The organism is Methylomicrobium lacus LW14, assembly GCF_000527095.1.
Classification (GTDB): Bacteria; Pseudomonadota; Gammaproteobacteria; order Methylococcales; family Methylomonadaceae; genus Methylomicrobium; species Methylomicrobium lacus.
This window is the reverse complement of record NZ_AZUN01000001.1, coordinates 4270593-4289790: the sequence shown is the minus strand read 5'-3', so window position 1 is coordinate 4289790 and position 19198 is coordinate 4270593. Positions and strand designations below refer to the sequence as shown.

14 protein-coding genes are annotated in these 19198 nt (G+C 54.5%); 3 read left to right on the top strand and 11 right to left on the bottom strand.

Annotation, left to right across the window (positions count from 1 at the left end):
• Positions 1–6: 6 nt before the first annotated feature.
• From nqrE to METLA_RS0119905, 5 genes are read right to left on the bottom strand one after another with little or no spacing between them, the layout of a single operon-like run.
• Positions 7–615 (bottom strand): NADH:ubiquinone reductase (Na(+)-transporting) subunit E, encoded by a 609-nt coding sequence (gene nqrE, locus METLA_RS0119925; RefSeq protein WP_024300240.1) that lies wholly within the window; start codon positions 613–615, stop codon positions 7–9.
• Positions 615–1310, bottom strand: coding sequence for an NADH:ubiquinone reductase (Na(+)-transporting) subunit D (locus METLA_RS0119920; protein WP_024300239.1), 696 nt, complete (start codon positions 1308–1310; stop codon positions 615–617). The genes nqrE and METLA_RS0119920 overlap by 1 nt, the downstream gene beginning before the upstream one ends.
• Entirely contained in the window at positions 1307–2242 is a 936-nt protein-coding gene (locus tag METLA_RS0119915; RefSeq protein ID WP_024300238.1) for a Na(+)-translocating NADH-quinone reductase subunit C, read from the bottom strand. Before METLA_RS0119915 ends, METLA_RS0119920 begins: the two co-directional genes overlap by 4 nt.
• On the bottom strand, positions 2235–3437 hold the full coding sequence (locus tag METLA_RS0119910; protein WP_024300237.1) for an NADH:ubiquinone reductase (Na(+)-transporting) subunit B: 1203 nt from the start codon (positions 3435–3437) through the stop codon (positions 2235–2237). The genes METLA_RS0119915 and METLA_RS0119910 overlap by 8 nt, the downstream gene beginning before the upstream one ends.
• Positions 3437–4792 (bottom strand): Na(+)-translocating NADH-quinone reductase subunit A, encoded by a 1356-nt coding sequence (locus METLA_RS0119905; protein WP_024300236.1) that lies wholly within the window; start codon positions 4790–4792, stop codon positions 3437–3439. The genes METLA_RS0119910 and METLA_RS0119905 overlap by 1 nt, the downstream gene beginning before the upstream one ends.
• Positions 4793–5170: 378 nt before the next feature.
• Here METLA_RS0119905 and METLA_RS0119900 point away from each other — a divergent pair, with 378 nt between their 5' ends.
• Positions 5171–5656 carry a flavin reductase family protein gene (locus tag METLA_RS0119900; RefSeq protein ID WP_024300235.1) on the top strand — a complete coding sequence of 162 codons (486 nt, stop codon included), beginning with the start codon at positions 5171–5173 and terminating at the stop codon, positions 5654–5656.
• 198 nt (positions 5657–5854) lie between these two features.
• On the opposite strand, the gene METLA_RS0119895 is transcribed toward METLA_RS0119900, so the two are convergent.
• A complete protein-coding gene (locus METLA_RS0119895; RefSeq protein ID WP_024300234.1) occupies positions 5855–9262 on the bottom strand; it encodes a mechanosensitive ion channel domain-containing protein in 3408 nt (1135 codons plus the stop codon).
• Positions 9263–9669: 407 nt separating this feature from the next.
• On the opposite strand from METLA_RS0119895, the gene METLA_RS0119890 reads away from it, so the two are divergent.
• Together METLA_RS0119890 and ilvD are read left to right on the top strand one after the other, a co-directional pair.
• Entirely contained in the window at positions 9670–11430 is a 1761-nt protein-coding gene (locus tag METLA_RS0119890) for a L,D-transpeptidase family protein (protein WP_024300233.1), read from the top strand.
• 340 nt (positions 11431–11770) lie between these two features.
• Complete coding sequence (gene ilvD / locus METLA_RS0119885; protein WP_024300232.1) at positions 11771–13624, top strand: dihydroxy-acid dehydratase; 1854 nt, start codon at positions 11771–11773, stop codon at positions 13622–13624.
• Between the two features lie 256 nt (positions 13625–13880).
• Here the strand turns inward: ilvD and METLA_RS0119880 are convergent, their stop codons facing one another.
• From METLA_RS0119880 to METLA_RS0119860, 5 genes are all read right to left on the bottom strand, one after another.
• Positions 13881–14780: a hypothetical protein gene (locus tag METLA_RS0119880; RefSeq protein ID WP_152539507.1), complete on the bottom strand. Its 900-nt coding sequence runs from the start codon at positions 14778–14780 to the stop codon at positions 13881–13883.
• A 47-nt stretch (positions 14781–14827) separates the two neighbouring features.
• Positions 14828–16723 carry a protein-disulfide reductase DsbD family protein gene (locus METLA_RS0119875; protein ID WP_024300230.1) on the bottom strand — a complete coding sequence of 632 codons (1896 nt, stop codon included), beginning with the start codon at positions 16721–16723 and terminating at the stop codon, positions 14828–14830.
• Positions 16724–16815: 92 nt separating this feature from the next.
• Positions 16816–17715 carry an FAD:protein FMN transferase gene (locus METLA_RS0119870; protein ID WP_024300229.1) on the bottom strand — a complete coding sequence of 300 codons (900 nt, stop codon included), beginning with the start codon at positions 17713–17715 and terminating at the stop codon, positions 16816–16818.
• Between the two features lie 5 nt (positions 17716–17720).
• Entirely contained in the window at positions 17721–18944 is a 1224-nt protein-coding gene (locus METLA_RS0119865; protein WP_024300228.1) for a DUF3570 domain-containing protein, read from the bottom strand.
• 38 nt (positions 18945–18982) lie between these two features.
• Positions 18983–19195, bottom strand: a complete 213-nt coding sequence (locus METLA_RS0119860; protein ID WP_024300227.1) for a DUF4266 domain-containing protein — start codon at positions 19193–19195, stop codon at positions 18983–18985.
• Between the last annotated feature and the right edge of the window lie 3 nt (positions 19196–19198).

Genomic DNA, 19198 nt, shown 5'->3' with positions numbered 1-19198 from the left:
TTACCCTTACAGTTGGATTCCGGAGAAAGCCATGAAGCCGAGAGACATCAGACCCGCAGTAATAAAAGTGATGCCGAGGCCTTGCAGGCCGACCGGAATATCACTGTATTTGAGTTTTTCGCGCACGCCGGCCATGACCGTAATCGCGAGCGCCCAACCCAGGCCGCTGCCGACCCCGTAGGTCACGCTTTCGCCGAAGTTATAGTCGCGTTCGATCATGAACAAACTGCCGCCCAGGATCGCGCAGTTTACCGTAATCAACGGCAAAAACACGCCTAATGCATGGTAAAGCGCAGGGAAAAACTTATCCAGAATCATTTCGAGAATCTGTACCAACGCGGCAATCATGCCGATACAGCTGAGCAACGCCAAAAAGCTCAAATCGACGCCTTCGATGCCGATCGCCGCCAGGGCATTTTCCTTCAATAATGCATGATAAACCAGGTTGTTGGCCGGCACGGTGATCGCTTGCACGATCATCACCGCGATGCCGAGACCTATCGCGGTCGAAATTTTCTTCGACACCGCGATAAAGGTGCACATCCCCAAGAAGAAGGACAGCGCCAGGTTTTCAATGAAAACCGATTTGATGAATAAACTGATATACGCTTCCATTAGTGGTGCCCTCCCTCACCGTGAGCAATCGACATGATTTTATAATCAACCGTTTCGCGCTGGTTCGGCTTATATTGACGCACGCCCCAGATGATTAGGCCGATGATGAAAAACGCGCTAGGCGGCAACAACATCAGACCGTTCGGATCGTACCAGCCGCCGTCTTTGGTCAGCTTCAGGATTTCGATGCCGAGCAGTTTGCCGGAACCCAGAATTTCGCGGAAGAACGCGACGGTGACCAGGATCAAGCTGTAGCCCAAACCGTTACCGATACCGTCCCAGAAGCTTTCGAGCGGCGGATTCTTCATCGCATAGCCTTCGGCGCGACCCATCACGATACAGTTCGTGATGATCAGACCGACGAAAACCGACAGCTGTTTGCTGACATCAAACGCAAACGCTTTCAACAACTGGTCGACCACGATAACGAGCGAAGCAATGATCGTCATCTGCACGATGATCCGGATGCTGCTCGGGATATGGTTGCGGATCGCACTGATCGCCGCGCTCGAGAACGCGGTAACCAGGGTCAACGCCAGCGCCATGATCAGCGAGGTCGACATTTTCGAGGTGACCGCCAGCGCCGAACAAATCCCGAGCACCTGCAAGGTGATCGGGTTATTTTCGACCAGCGGCGAGATCAAAACCTTTTTGGTTTCGTCATTTAGTCCTGCTTTATCTAATATTGCACTCATGATTTAGCCCCTTGATTCGCTCTAACTTTGCTCAGATACTTCGAAAAGCCTTCGGCGCTCATCCAGTATCTGATCAGATTGGTCACGCCGGTGCTGGTCAGCGTCGCGCCCGCCAGACCATCAACCTGGTATTCGGAACCCGGCTTGCTGGTATCGACGGTGCCTTTGATCAGGCTCAGCGCAGGCTCGCCCACATCGGCTTCGGCGATCAGGCCTTTTTCCATCGCCGGTTGATCGGTCACTGCATAGACTTTTTTGCCTTTCCACAATGCGCGCCAGTTCGGGTTCACGACTTCACCGCCGAGGCCCGGAGTTTCCGATTGGTCATAAAAGTTGATGCTTTGCACCGTTTGACCGTCCGCATCGAGCGACAAGAAACCGTACAGGGTCGACCACAGACCGTAGCCGCTGACCGGCAAAATGACCGATTTCAGCGCGCCGCCTTCCTTGACCAGGAAGACTTTGGCCAGCTTCGCCTTTACGCGGATATGTGCAATATCTTTATCCTTCGGGATCGCGACGCTTTGCGCAGGGTCTTTAGCGGCCTTGCGTTGATCATAAGCATTCGCGTCGATGTTTTCGACATAATCGCCGGTTTCCAGATCGACGACTTTCGCCTCGATCTTGTCCGCGAACGCCTTGTCGATATCCATCCCCTCTTCCAGCAAGCCGGCGACGTCGAGGATGTTTTTCTTCATGTCCAGATCTTTGTTATAGATCTGCAACGGTTTCAACGCGACGGCCGAGAACGACACCAAGATCGCGCAGATAAAGCACAACGACAGCGCGATCGCGATAGTCTTTTCGAGACTATCGTTGCCCATCGCCAAAACTTTGTCTTTATAGATAATAAACTTACGGTACTGCTCGTACTCATTCAGCTTGTTGCAAACCTTTTCCAGATGTTTGCATGGCTTTTGTTGGTTAGGCATGGCGTTTGATCCTTCTTCTGATATTGGCCTGAATTACGAAATAGTCGATCGTCGGCGCAAACATGTTCGAGAACAGAATCGCCAGCATAATGCCTTCCGGGAAGGCCGGATTGACTACGCGTATCAATACGGTCATGAAGCCGACCAGGGCGCCGAAAATCCAGCGTCCGGTGTTGGTCATCGCCGCGGAAACCGGATCGGTCGCCATATAAACCATGCCGAAAGCGAAGCCGCCGACGGTCAAATGCCAGTACCAAGGCATCGCGAACATCGGATTGGTGTCGCTGCCGATGAAGTTGAGCAACGATGCAGTCGTCACCATGCCCAGGAACACACCGGCCATGATGCGGTACGACGCGACGCGGGTATACAGCAGGAAGGCCGCGCCGATCAGGATCGCCAGCGTCGAGGTCTCGCCGAGGCAGCCCGGCTCGAAGCCGAAGAAAGTTTGCATCCAGGTGTAATTGGCTTTATAGACCGCATCCATGCCGCCGTTCGCAGCCAGACCCAGAGGCGTCGCCGCGGTATAACCGTCGACAGCAACCCAGACCGAGTCGCCGGAGATCGAAGCCGGATACGCGAAATACAGGAAGGCACGGCCGGTCAATGCCGGGTTCAAGAAGTTTTTACCGGTACCGCCGAACACTTCCTTGCCGATCACGATGCCGAATGAAATGCCGAGCGCGACTTGCCACAGCGGCATGTCGGGCGGCATGATCAGGGTATAGAGCATCGAGGAAACCAGGAAGCCTTCGTTGACTTCGTGGCCGCGTACGGTCGCGAACAAGACTTCCCATACACCGCCGACCGCCAGGGTCACGATATAGATCGGGAAGAAATACAGCGCGCCGTGCAGCAGATTGGACAGCGGATTCATCGTGTTATAGCCGAACACCGACATGATCACGCCGCGCCAGCCGTCGGTGCCTTCCTTGCCCAGCGCATTGATCGCGAGGTTCGCCTGATAACCGGTGTTGTATAACGCCATCAGGATACAGAAAGCGGTCGCGATAACCACGAAGGTCATCGTGCGTTTCAAGTCGTTGCCGTCGCGAACGTGGGTGGTGCCGCGCGTTACCGTGGGTGGCGTGTAGATGAAAGTATCGACCATCTCATAGAGGCCGTAATACTTTTCGAACTTGCCGCCTTTGGTAAAATGTGGCTCTAACTTGTCTAAAAATTCTCTCGCCGACATTATCCTTCCTTCTCAATTTTAGTTAAATTCGCTCTGAGTACCGGACCGAAATCATGCTTGCCGGGATCGACAAAGGTCATCAGCGCCAGGTCTTCTTCATCGAGTTCCAGGCAGCCGAGCAACTGGGCGTTATCGCTATCGCCGACGAGCAGGGATTTCAGCAACGGGGTCGCCAGAATGTCCAACGGCATCACGGTCTCGTAAACGCCGACCGGCACGATCGCGCGGTCGCTGCCGTTTCTATTGGTCGTGAACGGAAACAGACGGCCCGATTTGCGGTCCTGGCGGCTGGTGATATATACATCCAGCGCCGAATATTTGTCCTTGCCGGGCACGATCCAGCCGAACAGTTCGCGGGCGCGGCCTTCCTGCAACGCGGAAACTTGATTGTGGTAGCAACCCAGATAGGCAGCCCAATCGGAGGCCTGATGACCAAACAGCACCGAACCGGAAACGACCCGGTTTTCGACGGCTTCGAGTTCGCCCTTGACCAGGTCATCGGTGCTCGCGCCGACGCGGGTTTTGATCAGGCGCGGATTCTTGACCGTAGGACCGGCCAGCGCAACGACCCTTTCGACATTCAACTTGCCGGTCGTAAACAGCGCGCCGATCGCGATTACGGCCTGGTAATCCAGATGCCAGGCGGTCTTGTTCGCATTGACCGGATCGATCAAATGAATATGGGTGCTCGGGAGGCCGGCAGGATGCGGGCCGGAAAACTCGGCGACCTGAACCGAAGCCGTATTGCCGACCGCGACGTCCGCGCCGGCCTTTTTGCAGACATAGACCTTGCCATCGGTCAACCTTGCAATCACCGCCAGGCCGTTCGCAAAATCATTCGCGCGCGCCTTGATGATCACGGCAGGGTCGGCCGCCAAAGGATTCGTGTCGATCGCGGTGACGAAGATCGAGCGCGGCTTCGTGTCGACAGCCGGGATCTTGCCGTAAGGCCGGGTGCGCAGCGTGGTCCACAAACCGGACTGCAACAGATTATCTTTAACCTGTTCTTCGGTCAGGCCGGCCAGGTCGGCTTCCTTATATTGGGTAAACGAGACTTGCTCGTCGCCGGCCAGTTCGATCACGACAGACTGCAGCGCACGCTTCGCGCCGCGGTTGACCGCCTTGATCTTGCCCGCGCCCGGCGCGGTAAAGTTGACGCCCGGATTTTTCTTGTCGCTGAACAGGATTTGGCCCAGTTTGACGGCATCCCCTTCACTGACCAGCATGGTCGGCTTCATACCGACATAATCCGTTCCCAGAATCGCAACGGTTTTGACCGCGTTGCCCTTCTCAATCACCTGTTTGGGGCCGCCGGTAATCGGCAGATCCAAACCTTTCTTTATTGTAAATTGCATAGTTGAAACCTACTCTCCAAGCAAGCAGCCGCGAAATCGTCCCCTCATTCCGACCTCAATCAAATACAAGAGACACTTTGGTAAAAATCATCCTATTACATCATAAAACCCCGCCTTTCTCAACCCGCAAAAACATCAAGAAATCCTTGATTTCGTGGGTTTATTTGCCAAAATACCGGTTAACGCATTGATTCATAAGGCAGGCGTTTTAAAAACAACAAGCCGGCGGCGGCCATTCAAATGTCCGCACCAAGGTAGCGCTCGAAACGTATTCAGTTAACAAGCCTGTTCCGCTGTTGTACCATATACGGCAAGCTAATGTTGTTTCTTCAGCGGCAGGAAGAGGCAGCGCCTTATCAAATCAACATGGAGAAACTGATGGCTGTCACCGGCGATGAATTCAAACAAGCGATGCAACAGTGGGCGAGCGGCGTCGCCGTGGTCGCGACCCACTCCGAGAAGTTCGGCATTCAAGGCATGACTGTGACGGCTTTTGCGAGCGTCTCGATGACGCCGCCGCAGATTTTGGTGTGCGTCAACGAAGCCGCCGACACCGGCGAAGGCATCAAGGAAAGCGGACGTTTTTCGGTGAATGTGCTGAGCGACCAGCAACAGGACGTTTCGAATCACTTTGCCGGCGGCTTGAGCCAAGAGCAGCGCTTCGAAAACACGGCCTGGACGCCCGGCATTGCAGGCGTACCGCTGCTGAACGGCAGCCTCTTGTCGCTTGATTGCCGGGTCGTCGAAAAAGTGCGTGCGGGCACGCACTGGATCATCATCGGCGAAATCGAAGACGCGGTCTGCCGCAGCGGCGAACCGCTGCTGTACTTCCGCAGCCAATACCGGGCGCTGGCCACGGCATAAGCCCCTCTCTCGCCGCAGCCTTGAACCTTAAAACCGCAGTTAGTCCACGAAAAGCACGAAAGACACGAAATAAATCAAGGCGGTAGATCGCATGATTTGATCACCAGCAGGGTGCCGCTTTTCTAAGCGATAACTTTCTGAGTTTTTTCGTGATTTTGGTGTGTTTTGTGGATCAACTGATTTTTCTAGGTTGAAGCGCTAAGACGGCTTTTTCTGTATCAGGCCACCCACATCCCCGTTCACAGTACTGATATGAATCTCCCGCTGCGGGGACGGGATATGGATATGATGTTCGCGAAACAGCTTTTCGAGCCGGAGATGGATATTATGCGTCGCCTGCGTGCGATGCGACATCTCACTGACAAAAATTCGTATCGAAAAATTAAGTGAACTCTCGCCGAAGCCGACAAACAACACGCTCGGCTCCGGCTCGGCCAGCACCAGCGGCGTTGACTTGACCGTGTCGAGCATCAACTGGTGCACTTCCTCGACATTCGAGCCGTAAGCGATGCCGACCGGAATCACGACCCGGGTGATCGCGTCGGTCAGCGACCAGTTAGTCAACTGGTTGGTGATAAAGGTTTTATTCGGCACGATCAGTTCTTTTTGATCCCAGTCGATCAACGTAGTCGCGCGCATCTGAATGCGGCTGACCTTGCCGGTCACATCGCCGATCGTGACCGTATCGCCGACCCGCACCGGACGCTCGAACAGCAAGATGATGCCCGACACCAGGTTCGCGAAAATCTCCTGCAAGCCGAAACCCAAACCGACGCTGAGCGCCGCGACCAGCCACTGCACCTGCGACCAACTGCCGCCCAGTTCATTGGCCACGACCGCAAAACCGGCCGCGATCAGCGCATAGCTCGCGAGCTGATTGACCGCATAACGCACGCCCGCCTCGACCGACAAGCGCCGGAACACCAAGAGCTCCATCACGCCGGAAAAATTTCTGACCGCCACTACCGCGATGAAAACGTACAAACCGGCCAGCAGCAAGTTGGCCAACGTGACCGGCAAATAGGCCTCCTGCCCGTCCACCTTGCCCAAGTGCTGCCACAGGACGATGCGTTCCAGGAAAGAAAACGCCGGCAGAATATTCCGCCAAATGATCCCGGCACCGGTCAGCGCGGTAAATGCGATCAGCACGCTCATCAATTTGATCGTCTGCGCATTGATTTTCGGAATGTCGATCAACTGTTCATCGACCGGCAATATCGGTTCTTCGCCGCCGGCCGCGGTTTTTTCGCTCTGCAGCGCCGCCTTGCGCTTTTGCCGTGCATTTTTGATCGCGAGCTGGCGATTGGCCAGTGTCAGCCAGCGCAGCACCATTTCATGCACGATGACCAAAGCGAAAACGAGCCGCAGCGTCACGACCAGTTTCTGCTGCAATTCGATCGCGCTCAAATAATAGCCCGCCACCGCAAAACCCACCACAATCAAGGGCGACAGAGAAACCGCCGGATACCAGAGATAACGCAGGCGCGATACCCAGCCATTCGGATAGGTCAATATATGGCTCTTCAGCAGCCCTTCGCCCGGCTTCAGAACCCGGCTGAAAAACACCGTCATCGCGATCATGACCGCGATCAACGCCAGACGGCCGAGGCTATCGCCATAGATCGAACTTTTCGACGCGCCGGCGCTATAGATGATGAAGATGCCGGGCACCGCAATGAAACGGATCCAGGCAAAATGCCTGCGCATCAATTGCGCATTGGCTTTTTGCCACTGGAAATGCTTGACCGCAATCCCGTCCGCCGCAAACAGACGGTAAAAGAACTGCACGAGACACAGCGGCACGGCGGCGGTCTTCAGCCCCGCGCCCACCGCCTTGCTGAAATCGGCGGCCGGCCAACTGCTGTTCAAAAACCAGCCGAACAGATAAAACAGGGCCGGCCACGGCAAGACCAGCACAATCGTATAGATCAGGGCCTGCAAACCGTTATTGAAGCTATCGGTATAAATTTTTTCAGCCTTTTCCAGCTCCACCGCTAACTGCCTTCTGACCCACTTTCTGGTCAACAGCAAAAAACTCAGCCCCACTATCGCCAACAAGGCCAGAAACGCACGCTCCTGCGCCGACTTGAGCAGGTCTTCACCCGCCTCCAGCCAATTCAACGGCGACAGCAGCCATTGCACCGACTCATACAGCCCCGCGAAAAAAACCAGATTGACCGGTTCGGAACTGGGCACCCATAACAGGCGCTCGTCGAGGAAATTCGCAAATTTAACGATTTGCTCCTCCAGTTGCTGACGCGCAAAGTCAAAATCGCCCAATGTGCGCAAATAAGTCGCCTCAGCGGCCGACAGCCTGTTCAACAAATCTTTCTTGCTGTTCAACAAGACCCGCAATTCCGCCTGAATCATCATGCGCTGATCGAGCGGCCATTGGGGATCGACCTGGGAGCGCATCAACTCCTTCAGCTCGGTATCCAGATTCGCAAGCCGCTGCAACTGGTCATCGATCTTGTATTGCTCAAGGCTGGCCATCGCGGTTTCATTCTGAAGATTCTCGGATTGCAGAAGATAGCGGTCCTGATTGGCCAGATTGCGCCGCTGTTCGCGCAAAATCTTGCCCAACGCCGGGCTCAATTCCGCCAGACCGACTTTCTTTTCGGCGGATTTAAAATCGTTGCCCATGTTGGCCGCCGTGGCATCGATGGTATTTTTTTGCTCGGCAAACTGTTCGATCTTGCCGTTGATAATCTGCAAATCGCGCGTATATTGCAGATTTTCGCGCGTGATTTGCTGAATCAGGGGATGCTTGCCGGCAAGCTCCTTTTCGGCCTGGCTCAGCGCTTCCTGAATCTCTTGCGCTTCTTTTTGCCGGCGTTCGGCCAGCACAGCCTCAATCGTTTCGATGACAGGGCCCTGCTCGGTTCTTTTGATTTCGAGCCATTGCAGCTCGACTTTCAGAAAATCGGCGCGCGCCGGATTGCTGAGCGCTTCGGCTTCGAGCATTTTCAGCTCGGCGTTGCGGCGCTCAATCGCTGTTTTCAACTCGGCCTGCCGCGCCTCGCTTTCAAGCGGCGAAGCCAGACCGGCCGTCGGCGCCATCAGTTGATTCTGGTCGGTATCGATCGCCTGTTTCGCTGCGACGATTTGCTCTCGGATCAATTGCGGCCGGCTGTTTTGCTCGACGAGTTCGGTTTCTTTCTGTTTGATCTGGTCATCCAGATTGGCCGCCTTGCCTTTTTCAATGATCAGCCTTTGTTCAAGCTCCTCGGTCGGAATGCTGTCCCAATCCTCGCTCTTCTGCTTGCCGGCCTTTTGCGGATACGATTCGATCTCTTTCTGCAGCCTCCGGGTCTGGACCGGCGCGGTCTTCAATGCCGCTTTATAGCCCGCCTCTTGCTCCGCAAATTTTCCGCTATGGTCAAGGTTGTCTTCGGCCTCCTGATAAATCGCCAGCACCTTGGTCTTTAACGCATCCTCCAGGCCTTGCCGTTTATTGACCGCTTCAATTTTTTCCTGGATCTCTTTTTTGCCGATCTCGGAGGCTAACGCCTTCGGTTTGACGGCGGAAGCGTTCGATTCCGCCCAAAGCGGCCCGGCGCCGAAACTTAACAGCAGAATAATCGTCAGAACTACATTAATTTTCATGAACTTCGGCAAAAAAATATCAAAAATTGCAAAACAAATAAGTCGCTAGCGCCGCTTGGCTGACCGCCATTCTAGCCATCCTCAGGTTCGCTTGCTTTAACGTCTGCCTGCATGCAGGCACTATGAAATGAGCTGAACAGATCAACAATGATCCATTATAATGGGGCAAACGCGGCGAAATTTGCTGGGAAGCAACGGCAAGGACGGGCAACGGGGTCAATTACGCTAAAGGATTGGTACGGGAAAGGCTAAAACAACCGCGATTGATTGAAACGAAGTGAAAAAAGCCTCGCCAAGGCCTTTACAATCGCCAAGGCGATAAACATATGAATCCGTCTATAGTAGCAAAAATGATCGATCACATGGGATTAATTCAAGTTAACCCTGCTCGCAAAATCCCCTCTCTCATGAATCAAGAAAAGCGCCAGCGTTGGCTGCGTCTCGCGCGCCTCTTGCTGTGTCTGTCTCTCGGCTGGCAAATCTCGCCGCTGCGCGCGCAAGATGCCGCCATCCCGCAAACCGGCGTCGGCAAAGAGATTTTTACGTTGATCGAGTCGAAACGGCATCCCGAGCTGACGCAGACCGATTTCTCCAGCCGCGCCGAGGATTTGTCGCAGCTTTATCAAGCGGTCAATTACGACCTGGTGTGGCTGAACCGCGCCGATTCCGCGCCGTTGCTCATGCAAACCCTCGATCTTTTGTCCCATGCCGCCGGCGAAGGCCTGAATCCGCGAAATTACGATGCGGACAAGCTGAAAGGCATGCTGCCGTCCGCCTTGCAACTGCCTGTGGTCGCGGTCAGAAAACGGGCGCTGTTCGATACCGCCGTCAGCCTGTCCCTGCTGCGCTACCTGCATGATCTGCATTACGGACGCGTGAATCCGCACGGCATCAATTTCAACTTGAAGCTGCGCGATAAAAAGCTGATCGACTTGCCGGCCCTGATCCTCGCGAGCCGAAATCAAGGACAGATTGCCCAATTGACCGCCGCGGCCGAGCCGAAACTGGATCAATATCGAAAACTCAAACAAGCGCTGGCGCATTACCGCGACCTGGCCGCCCGTACCGCACAGCTTAATCTGGAAATCGGCAAATCGCTGCGCATCGGTGAAACGCATCCGCAACTGGAAGAATTACGGCGTTTTTTGATACAGACCGGCGAACTGCCGGAAAATGCGGCGCCCGCCAAGGCTTCGAAAACGACGCCGCGCTACGATAAGGAATTGGGCGAAGGGGTCAAACGCTTTCAAGCGCGCCACGGACTCGGGGCCGACGGCGTGCTCGGCAAAGGCACCGTCGCCGCGCTGAACGCACCGCTCTCCGAGCGCGTCACCCAAATCGAACTGGCGCTGGAAAGACTGCGCTGGCTGCCCGACATCGGTTCCGGCCCCTACATCCTGGTGAACATCCCGGCGTTTCAGCTGTGGGTGTATGAGGACATCAGCAAGGACGAACCCGCCGCACTCCGCATGCGGGTCGTCGTCGGCCAGGCGATGAAAACGCAGACGCCGGTATTAATGGCCGAAATGCGCTTCATCGATTTCATGCCTTACTGGAATGTCCCCTACAGCATCACCAAGAATGAGATCGTGCCGAAGCTGCTCGCCAACCCCGGCTACCTGAGATCCGAAAACATGGAGATCGTCGCCGCGTTCAGCGATAACGCTCAAGCGGTGCCGCTGACTATGGATTCTCTGATCCAGCTCAAACAGGGGCTGTTGAAGGTCCGCCAGCGCCCGGGCAAGAAAAACCCGCTCGGCAGAGTCAAATTCATGTTCCCGAACAAGGAAGACGTGTATCTGCATGACACCCCGTCGAAGTCGCTGTTCAGCCGCTCGACCCGGGATTTCAGCCACGGCTGCGTGCGCATCGAAAAACCGCAGGAGCTCGCCGAATTTGCGCTAAGAAATCAGCCCGAATGGACCCAGGAAGCCATTCAAGACGCGATGCAGTCGCCGAAGATGCAGCGCGTGATGCTGCAAAAATCGATACCGGTATTGTTCTTCTACACCACCGCATTTGCCGAACAAAACGGCGAAATCGCCTTTTATCGCGACATTTACGGGCATGACACAGTGTTGCTCGAAGCCTTGAAAAACCCCTCGGACTTGTCCGATCAATCGCTGTTCATCACCCAAACTAACGCCGTCGCCGAAGCGGTTCATTGAGCGTTTGCGGCAACCAGTTCAACGACAAGGGCGGCCTGTGGACGAAATCCGCTAACTACCACTCGCGCACACTGCGATACAACGCCGTATACCGCGCCGATCTGATACGTAAGGCGTCAAAATGGGCCGAGTGGCTGGAAGCCCGTTTTGTGACGTTGGACGTAACTAGAGTCAGGATAAGGTTTGTTACCGCATTTCCTGACAAACCCTGCGTAAATTCCTCGGATTCAATCTGATAGATTTGGTCTTGGCGCACTATTTTTTCCGATTTCTGAGATTGCCCCTAGACGATTAGAGTAAAATCGTACGATTTACGCTTTTATTTTCATCGAGGTATCTCATGCCACAATATCGTTCCCGCACCACTACCCAAGGCCGTAACATGGCTGGCGCAAGAGCCCTTTGGCGCGCCACGGGCATGAAAGAAGGGGATTTCAATAAACCCATCATCGCGATAGCCAACTCGTTTACTCAATTTGTACCCGGTCATGTACATTTAAAAGACATGGGGCAATTAGTGGCTCGCGAAATTGAAAAAGTCGGCGGCGTGGCTAAAGAATTTAACACCATCGCAGTCGATGACGGCATCGCAATGGGTCATAGCGGCATGCTGTATTCGCTGCCTAGCCGTGACCTGATTGCCGACAGTGTGGAATATATGGTTAACGCCCACTGTGCAGATGCTTTGATCTGTATTTCCAATTGCGACAAAATCACCCCGGGCATGTTGATGGCTGCATTACGCTTGAACATTCCCGTGATCTTCGTCTCTGGCGGCCCGATGGAAGCAGGTAAAGTGAATTGGCACGGTCAAACCCGCGCATTGGATTTAGTCGATGCCATGGTGGAAGCCGCTGATGACAATATCAGCGATGAACAAGTCACTGCCGTTGAACGCTCCGCCTGCCCTACCTGCGGTTCCTGCTCGGGCATGTTTACCGCCAATTCCATGAATTGTCTGACCGAAGCCTTGGGTTTATCGTTACCGGGCAATGGCTCCCTGGTTGCCACGCATGCCGACAGAGAACAGTTATTTTTACGTGCGGGTCGTCGCATCGTAGAACTAGCCAAACGCTACTATGAACAAGACGATGTCGCGGTTTTGCCGCGCAGCATTGCCTCATTTAAGGCATTTCAAAATGCCATGAGTTTGGATGTCGCCATGGGCGGCTCTACCAATACGGTCTTGCACCTGTTAGCGGCAGCCAACGAAGCCGGCGTAAATTTCAGTATGGCGGATATCGATGCCATTTCCCGCCGCGTACCTTGTTTGTCCAAAGTAGCGCCTGCCACCCAAAAGTATCACATGGAAGACGTACATCGCGCCGGTGGTGTCATGGGTATTTTGGGCGAACTGGATCGCGCAGGCCTTATCAATCGCGACGTACCGACCGTGCATGCCGATAGCATGGCTGCCGCTCTGGATGAATGGGATATCCTGCACACTCAAGATGATGCTGTAAAAACGTTCTACCGAGCCGCACCGGGCGGTATTGCCACTACCGTGGCTTTCTCACAATCCATGCGCTATCCAACCCTGGATGATGACCGCGCCGAAGGTTGTATCCGCGACAAAGCGCATGCTTATTCGCAAGATGGCGGTCTGGCGGTGTTGTACGGCAACATTGCATTAGAAGGCTGTATCGTCAAAACCGCTGGCGTGGATGACAGCGCGCTGAAGTTTACCGGTCGCGCGCGCATCTTTGAAAGCCAAGATGCGGCTGTTGCTGGTATTTTGAACGACAAAATCATCGCTGGCGATATTGTCGTCATTCGTTATGAAGGCCCCAAAGGCGGGCCGGGCATGCAAGAAATGCTTTATCCAACCAGCTATCTCAAGTCAAAAGGCTTGGGAAAAGTCTGTGCTTTATTGACCGACGGTCGTTTTTCAGGGGGTACGTCCGGACTTTCCATCGGCCATGCTTCTCCGGAAGCGGCTGAAGGCGGCGCGATTGGCTTGGTAGAAGAAGGCGATACCATTGAAATTGATATTCCTAACCGGACTATTCATTTGGCAGTGTCTGCAGAAACGTTACAAAGCCGCCGCGAGGCCATGGACGCCAAAGGCGCATATGCCTGGAAACCGGTCAATCGCGATAGAACCGTTTCCGCTGCATTGCGAGCTTATGCCGCCATGACGACTTCAGCCGCCAAAGGGGCTGTCAGAGACGTGTCACAGGTCGAAAGAACGTAAAACCAATCTATCGCTCAAACGCCCGCAACTCGCGGGTGTTTGAGCCCATGCAATATTCTTAAAAGAATGTTTTCTTCTCGTTTTGATTGACATTTTCTGCTCCGTTTTATCGTCCTTCTGGACATTCAAAAGTAGCAGGTGCTCCACTTAACCGGCTGTTCAATTTTCGGTACCCCCTCTGTTTGGGGATGCGACGCCGCTTTATGCCGTCGATCGGCGGCATAAAGCGGCGTTGCCCGGCATTATGCCGACGGGATTATTTCAAACACGTTTTCGGTGCGCCGGCAATCTTGCGGCTGGCTTTTTTTCCCTCGAATTCGACCGTGAGCGAGCAGGCAAACGGCTCGGCCAGCGGCAAATTGGTCAAAGACCAGTTGCCTTTATTATCGAAGCTGAGCGGTTGAGCCACGCTGATCGCCGCGCCTAAACCGTCAGCCCCTTGACTAATGTCGGCCACTAAATCGTTGCGGCTCAGAAATGCGCTTTTTTCTTCCGCAGTCATCAATTTATTCAACACAACCTTACCGCTCAGGGACACCGAGCCGTTCTGCCATTTTGTTTTCGCAACCAACCATTTACTGACATAAGCCTGGTCCCTGTCACCCGCCGGCCATACGCGTAGTTTGGCTTGTATCGCATTTGACGCGTACTTTTTCGCGGTGTCGGTTTCTTTGGCTTGGAATTTGACTTTATAGACTTTATTGGCCTGAGCCGCGCTCGGCGTAAATTGATAATCGACCGTCGGCAAGCTATTGTCCGCCGTATATTCGGCAGAAAACGAGCCGCTTGGGTATTTTCCGACAATTTCAAAACTGTCTTGCTCATTATCGCTGACCGACAGCGGGATGTTCAGCGTTTGGCCGACCTCGGCATCCCATTCCGCCCCGATCAGACCGAGCGTCGGCTTGGTGTTGGTCGTGGGAGAGCCGCCTTCGAGCAATTGCCGCAAAGCGGTCAGATTTTTCTTGTCTGTGTCATAGGCCGCTGCTACGCCGGGCCGCAAATTCTTCTGGCTGCCATCCATGCTCGTGTGGCAGAGCGTACAATCCGCTGTGCCGAATTGCCCGGCAATTTGCGGAGTTGCAGAAACCTTTGCGGTCATGCCCAAAGCGGCCAAGATCACAGCGCTTGATACAAGAATAGGATGGTATTTCACAAATAGATTCCTTAATAAAAAAGTAACAATGAAAGATGGGATGGGGGTTAGCTTTGCCGCTGCTCGGAACCGGCCAGAACACTGATCATTTTGTCGGTCGCTTTATAGTCGGTGCCGGACCAGAGCAACTTGCCGTCAGGGGATAGAATCGCGAAATAAGGCAAGCCGATTTTTAGCAGGCGATGCTCGGGATGCTCGCGAAATTTCTCAAACTCGGGTTCCTTGTCGACCAATTTGACCGCGACCGCTTGTTCCCTTAACGCCTGATTCAAGTGCGCATCGTTCGCGGCCTCTTCCTTGAAGGCTTTACAGTTGGCGCACCAGCTCGCATAGAAATCGATAAAGATGGGTTTGCCGGTTTGCAGAGCGACTTTTTGCGCGGCGGCAAAATTTCTGTGCCAGGAAATACCGGCTTCTTGCTCAATGGCCGGCGTGTTGTTCACGGCGCAGTCGGCCAACTGGGCATTGGCTTGAACCGTCGGGATGATCGGCGTGCGCCCCAATCCCGACACTAACAACCAAACGCCCCCAACCAAGGCCAGCACGCCGCAATAACGATGCATTTTTTGATTCGGCGCGGTATCGTGCGGCAATAAAGACAGGACGCTGCAATGCACGACCGCAACCCACACCGCCAGCAGGCCCAACGCCAATGACAATGTCACGGCCGCGTCGACGCCGAACACGCCCATGCCTTTGGCAAAGTAAAGATAAGCGAAATACAGAATCATCAAGCCGAACGCATATTTGATTTTATTCATCCAATAGCCGGCTTTAGGCAATTTCTTGAACTTGACGATGCTGACGATGAAAAACGGCAAACCGACGCCAAGGCCGAAGCCGCCCATCAATACGCCGCCTTGCGCAGCCACGCCCAATTTATCCCAAAACGTCAACTGTTGGCCCATGGCGGTCAAGGCATTCGCCTTCTCGGCGATTTGATCGGCGACCTGCAGCAACAAGGCAAAGACGATAGGCCCGACGCAGGGCGAAATGACCAGACCGGCGACGCTGCCCATCAACCAGGTGCCGGTCAAACCTTTCACCTGCGCCGAATGTTGGTCCAGCGAATACACCTCGTTTTGCAGGAAAGACAGTTCGTAATAACCCAACAGAGAGATCGCGAAAAATCCGAAAAACAGCGCAAAACCGATATTGACCCAACCCGATTGCATAAAGGTATTGAAGGCGCCGCCGGTCATCCCGGCCATCAAGCCCAACGCCGCGTAGGTGCCGATCATGCCCACGACATACGCCAGCGCATGCAGCTTTTCCTTGTCGGCGATGCCGTTGGCGCGGTTGACGATAAAGATCGAGGTGATCGGCAACATCGGATAAACGCAAGGCGTCGCGACCGACAGGATGCCGGCCAGAAACATCAGCCCCAACAGCAAAAAAGTGTTGTTCTGATTGGCTTTGAACAGCGCCATCAGGCGATCGTTGATACTTGCCGATTCAACCGCCGTCTCGGTTGCTGCGGACGCGGCAGCCGGCAATGCCAAATTCACCTGCGCGGTTTGCGGGCGGTAACACACATGGGTGTCGTCGTTGCATAATTGATAGCGTACGTCGAGCGCGACCGGCGCAGCCGTCGGCTCGCCATTCAGACGCTCCAGCGTCAGCACAAAATCGCCCTGATTACGCAATACGGTCGCTTTGACGGCCGGATCGTAAACGCCGCCGGGAGGCTGCATGTGCATGATCGCCAGATGCAATGCGGCCAATTTTGCGTCCGGATCCACGACGACCGGGAGATAAGCATTTTCCTCGCCGGCGTCGAGATAGGCATGGTGGTGCTCAGGGACCGTCAAGGTCAGGCGGTACTCGGCCGGCCATTGGGCTGAATTCAGCGCGGTCAGCGCCAACTCGGCTTTCGGAACGGCTGCCGAGGCAAGACTTGCCTGCAACAGCCAAAGCATCGTGATAAAAACAATTTTTTTCATAACCCTATTCTCTCGTGACCAAGCGCCTGCTTGGGAATGTCGTTTCGAAAGCTCCCGCCTCCCCTGTTTTGGATTCTGGAAGCCGGAAAAATCTAATGCTGCAATCGATCGATGAGCCGTCCGTTGCTTTGGCAACATAAAAACGGCAAGCCGCTGCCATGCAGCCAAGCCAAACCGTTCTTCGCTTTCAACATCGCGATGGTGGCGACGCTGCCCGCGACCACGCAATGCTGTGCGACGATACTGACCGCGCGCAAGCCGGCGACCGGCCAGCCGGTCTTCGGATTGAGCAAATGGCTGTAACGCACGCCATCAATCAATAAAAACCGCTCATAATCGCCGCTGCTGGCGACCGCACCGGCCGCCAGCCTGAATTGGGCAACGACTTTGTCCGGCTGCCGCGGGTCCCGAATCGCCACCGGCCAGCCTTGCCCATCGGGCAAGGGTCCGATGACGCTGATGTCGCCGCCCAATTCGATGATGCCGTGCCTGATCCCGTGTTGATGGCAGATGCCGACCGCAACGTCGGCGGCATACTCCTTGACGATGCCGCCGAAATCCAGCTCCATGCCGGTCTGCGGCAAATAAATCGCGTCGTCGCTCCATTGCACTTTGTGCCAGCCGATCAACGGCAATAACGCGGCGACCTCCTGTTTGGGCGGCAACTGCGTCTGCCGAGGCCCCCACAACCGGCGCAACACGCCCGAAGTCACGTCGAATAACTGCTGGCTTTCCAGATAGCATCGATCGGCATATTGCAACAACGCAAAGGTCTCGGCATCCAATGCGGTTTTAACGCCGGTTCCGGCCCGGCGGTTGATGGCAGAAAGCAGACTATCGTCGCGATAGCGCGAATAGCGCTGTTCGAGCGCCTCGATTCGCGTTTGCACCGAACGGAAAACGTCTTCGGCGCGTGCCGCGGAATCTGCGTAAAACTGCACGGAGCAAGGACTGCCCATCGCCTGAAACGGAAAATCGAAGACCTGCAACATCGACCTTAAAACTTCAAATTGAACGAGGCAGTGACCAAGTAATAACTGAAGTTACTGAAGTTATTGCTGCCGTTGCCGCCCAGTTGATAATTGGAGCTATGGTCATAATATTCGACCCCGGTTTGGAATTTCAGCGACTCCGCATAGCCGATGCTTTTGACTTCCTTGCTCAATTTCAAACCGGCCGAAATCGCGCCGAAGCCGGCCAGTCGGTAGTCGCTGGAATAACTCGAATAAGCTTCGGATCGCCCGCTGAATACCGTCTGATAAAAGTCGGCTTTATCTTGCGAGTAATAGCGGAAGCGGGGAATGATCTGCCAATCGTCGATGATCGGTTGATGCCAGCTGGCTTCAAAGGTATGCGCATTGATGCCCCAATCGTTGGTGCTGAAGCGATAATCGAGATGCAGCGCGGCATCGTTGAATTGACCGAAATGGCGGACATACTGGTTCAACCAGGCCCACTCGAATCGCTCTCGCGGCCGTTTATCCTGCTGAAAATCGGAAAAGGCATTGCCGTCGTAAAAGGCGACCCACTTGTAAGGGTCCGATAAAAAGCCGCTGTGATAGCCAAACGTAATATTGCTTTGCAGCAAGGACTCCTTGTTGATGATTTGCGTCACGCCCAGCAAATATTGTTGACTGGTTTTATGCGCCTTGAACGCGCTATCGCGGCTGTTCCAGGTCGACGGCGAAGGCGCAATCTCGTCAAAAGCGGCCGACGCGCCGAAATTGACGGTGGTCAATTTTTTATTGAGATCGAAACTCAAGTTGGTATTGAAATAACGCGAGGTGTAATCATGCTCCCTGGAAAAACCGCCGCCGACATTGACCGACGCGCTATCGAAAAAATAGGTCAGTCCCGAACTGATCGCATCGCGTTGCTCGCAGATCGATTTTCCGCACGAACTGGTCGGCGAAGCGCCGCTGATGAATTGCCGGACTTGTCCGTTCGCATCCTTGAAGTTATAGACGGGCGAAGCCCCGGACACCATGTCGCGCACGAGATTCACGGAAGCGGTCATCGCGCTGCCGATCGGCGCCGACAGCGCGCCTTGAAAGATATCGACCTCCATGCGCTGATTGCTTTCGGAATAATGGCCGTATTGGAAATCGGCGTTATAAGTTTCTTCGACGCGCCCGGCAACGGCCGTTTGCGACAACCCCGGCAGCAGCAGCGCCGCGCACTGCAAGCGCTTGACAGCGTTTGTCATTTTTTTAGTTTTCATCGCTAGAATACAACCTCGTCCCAAATCATTACGTCGTCTCAATTACAACCGCAACCGCCGCCACCGCCGCCATAACCGCCTGCCGCCGATTCCTTACTGAAAAACGCATGCTGGCGTAATTCAAACTCCAGGCCATCGGTGGTCAATCCCATCTGCGGCAGCGCCAGATTGCCGCGTTGTCTGGGCAAAACCTCGCTACAACCCGTGCTTAACACGGCCAATAAAATGATCGCTGCAATGGATGTTTTCATGAT

What these genes read in the sequence shown, in the direction of transcription:
- METLA_RS0119875 (WP_024300230.1), bottom strand. Translation starts at nt 16,723, where the DNA reads ATGAAAAAAATTGTTTTTATCACGATGCTTTGGCTGTTGCAGGCAAGT.
- ilvD (WP_024300232.1), top strand. Translation starts at nt 11,771, where the DNA reads ATGCCACAATATCGTTCCCGCACCACTACCCAAGGCCGTAACATGGCT.
- nqrE (WP_024300240.1), bottom strand. Translation starts at nt 615, where the DNA reads ATGGAAGCGTATATCAGTTTATTCATCAAATCGGTTTTCATTGAAAAC.
- METLA_RS0119865 (WP_024300228.1), bottom strand. Translation starts at nt 18,944, where the DNA reads ATGAAAACTAAAAAAATGACAAACGCTGTCAAGCGCTTGCAGTGCGCG.
- METLA_RS0119900 (WP_024300235.1), top strand. Translation starts at nt 5,171, where the DNA reads ATGGCTGTCACCGGCGATGAATTCAAACAAGCGATGCAACAGTGGGCG.
- METLA_RS0119870 (WP_024300229.1), bottom strand. Translation starts at nt 17,715, where the DNA reads ATGTTGCAGGTCTTCGATTTTCCGTTTCAGGCGATGGGCAGTCCTTGC.
- METLA_RS0119890 (WP_024300233.1), top strand. Translation starts at nt 9,670, where the DNA reads ATGAATCAAGAAAAGCGCCAGCGTTGGCTGCGTCTCGCGCGCCTCTTG.
- METLA_RS0119915 (WP_024300238.1), bottom strand. Translation starts at nt 2,242, where the DNA reads ATGCCTAACCAACAAAAGCCATGCAAACATCTGGAAAAGGTTTGCAAC.
- METLA_RS0119910 (WP_024300237.1), bottom strand. Translation starts at nt 3,437, where the DNA reads ATGTCGGCGAGAGAATTTTTAGACAAGTTAGAGCCACATTTTACCAAA.
- METLA_RS0119895 (WP_024300234.1), bottom strand. Translation starts at nt 9,262, where the DNA reads ATGAAAATTAATGTAGTTCTGACGATTATTCTGCTGTTAAGTTTCGGC.
- METLA_RS0119905 (WP_024300236.1), bottom strand. Translation starts at nt 4,792, where the DNA reads ATGCAATTTACAATAAAGAAAGGTTTGGATCTGCCGATTACCGGCGGC.
- METLA_RS0119860 (WP_024300227.1), bottom strand. Translation starts at nt 19,195, where the DNA reads ATGAAAACATCCATTGCAGCGATCATTTTATTGGCCGTGTTAAGCACG.
- METLA_RS0119920 (WP_024300239.1), bottom strand. Translation starts at nt 1,310, where the DNA reads ATGAGTGCAATATTAGATAAAGCAGGACTAAATGACGAAACCAAAAAG.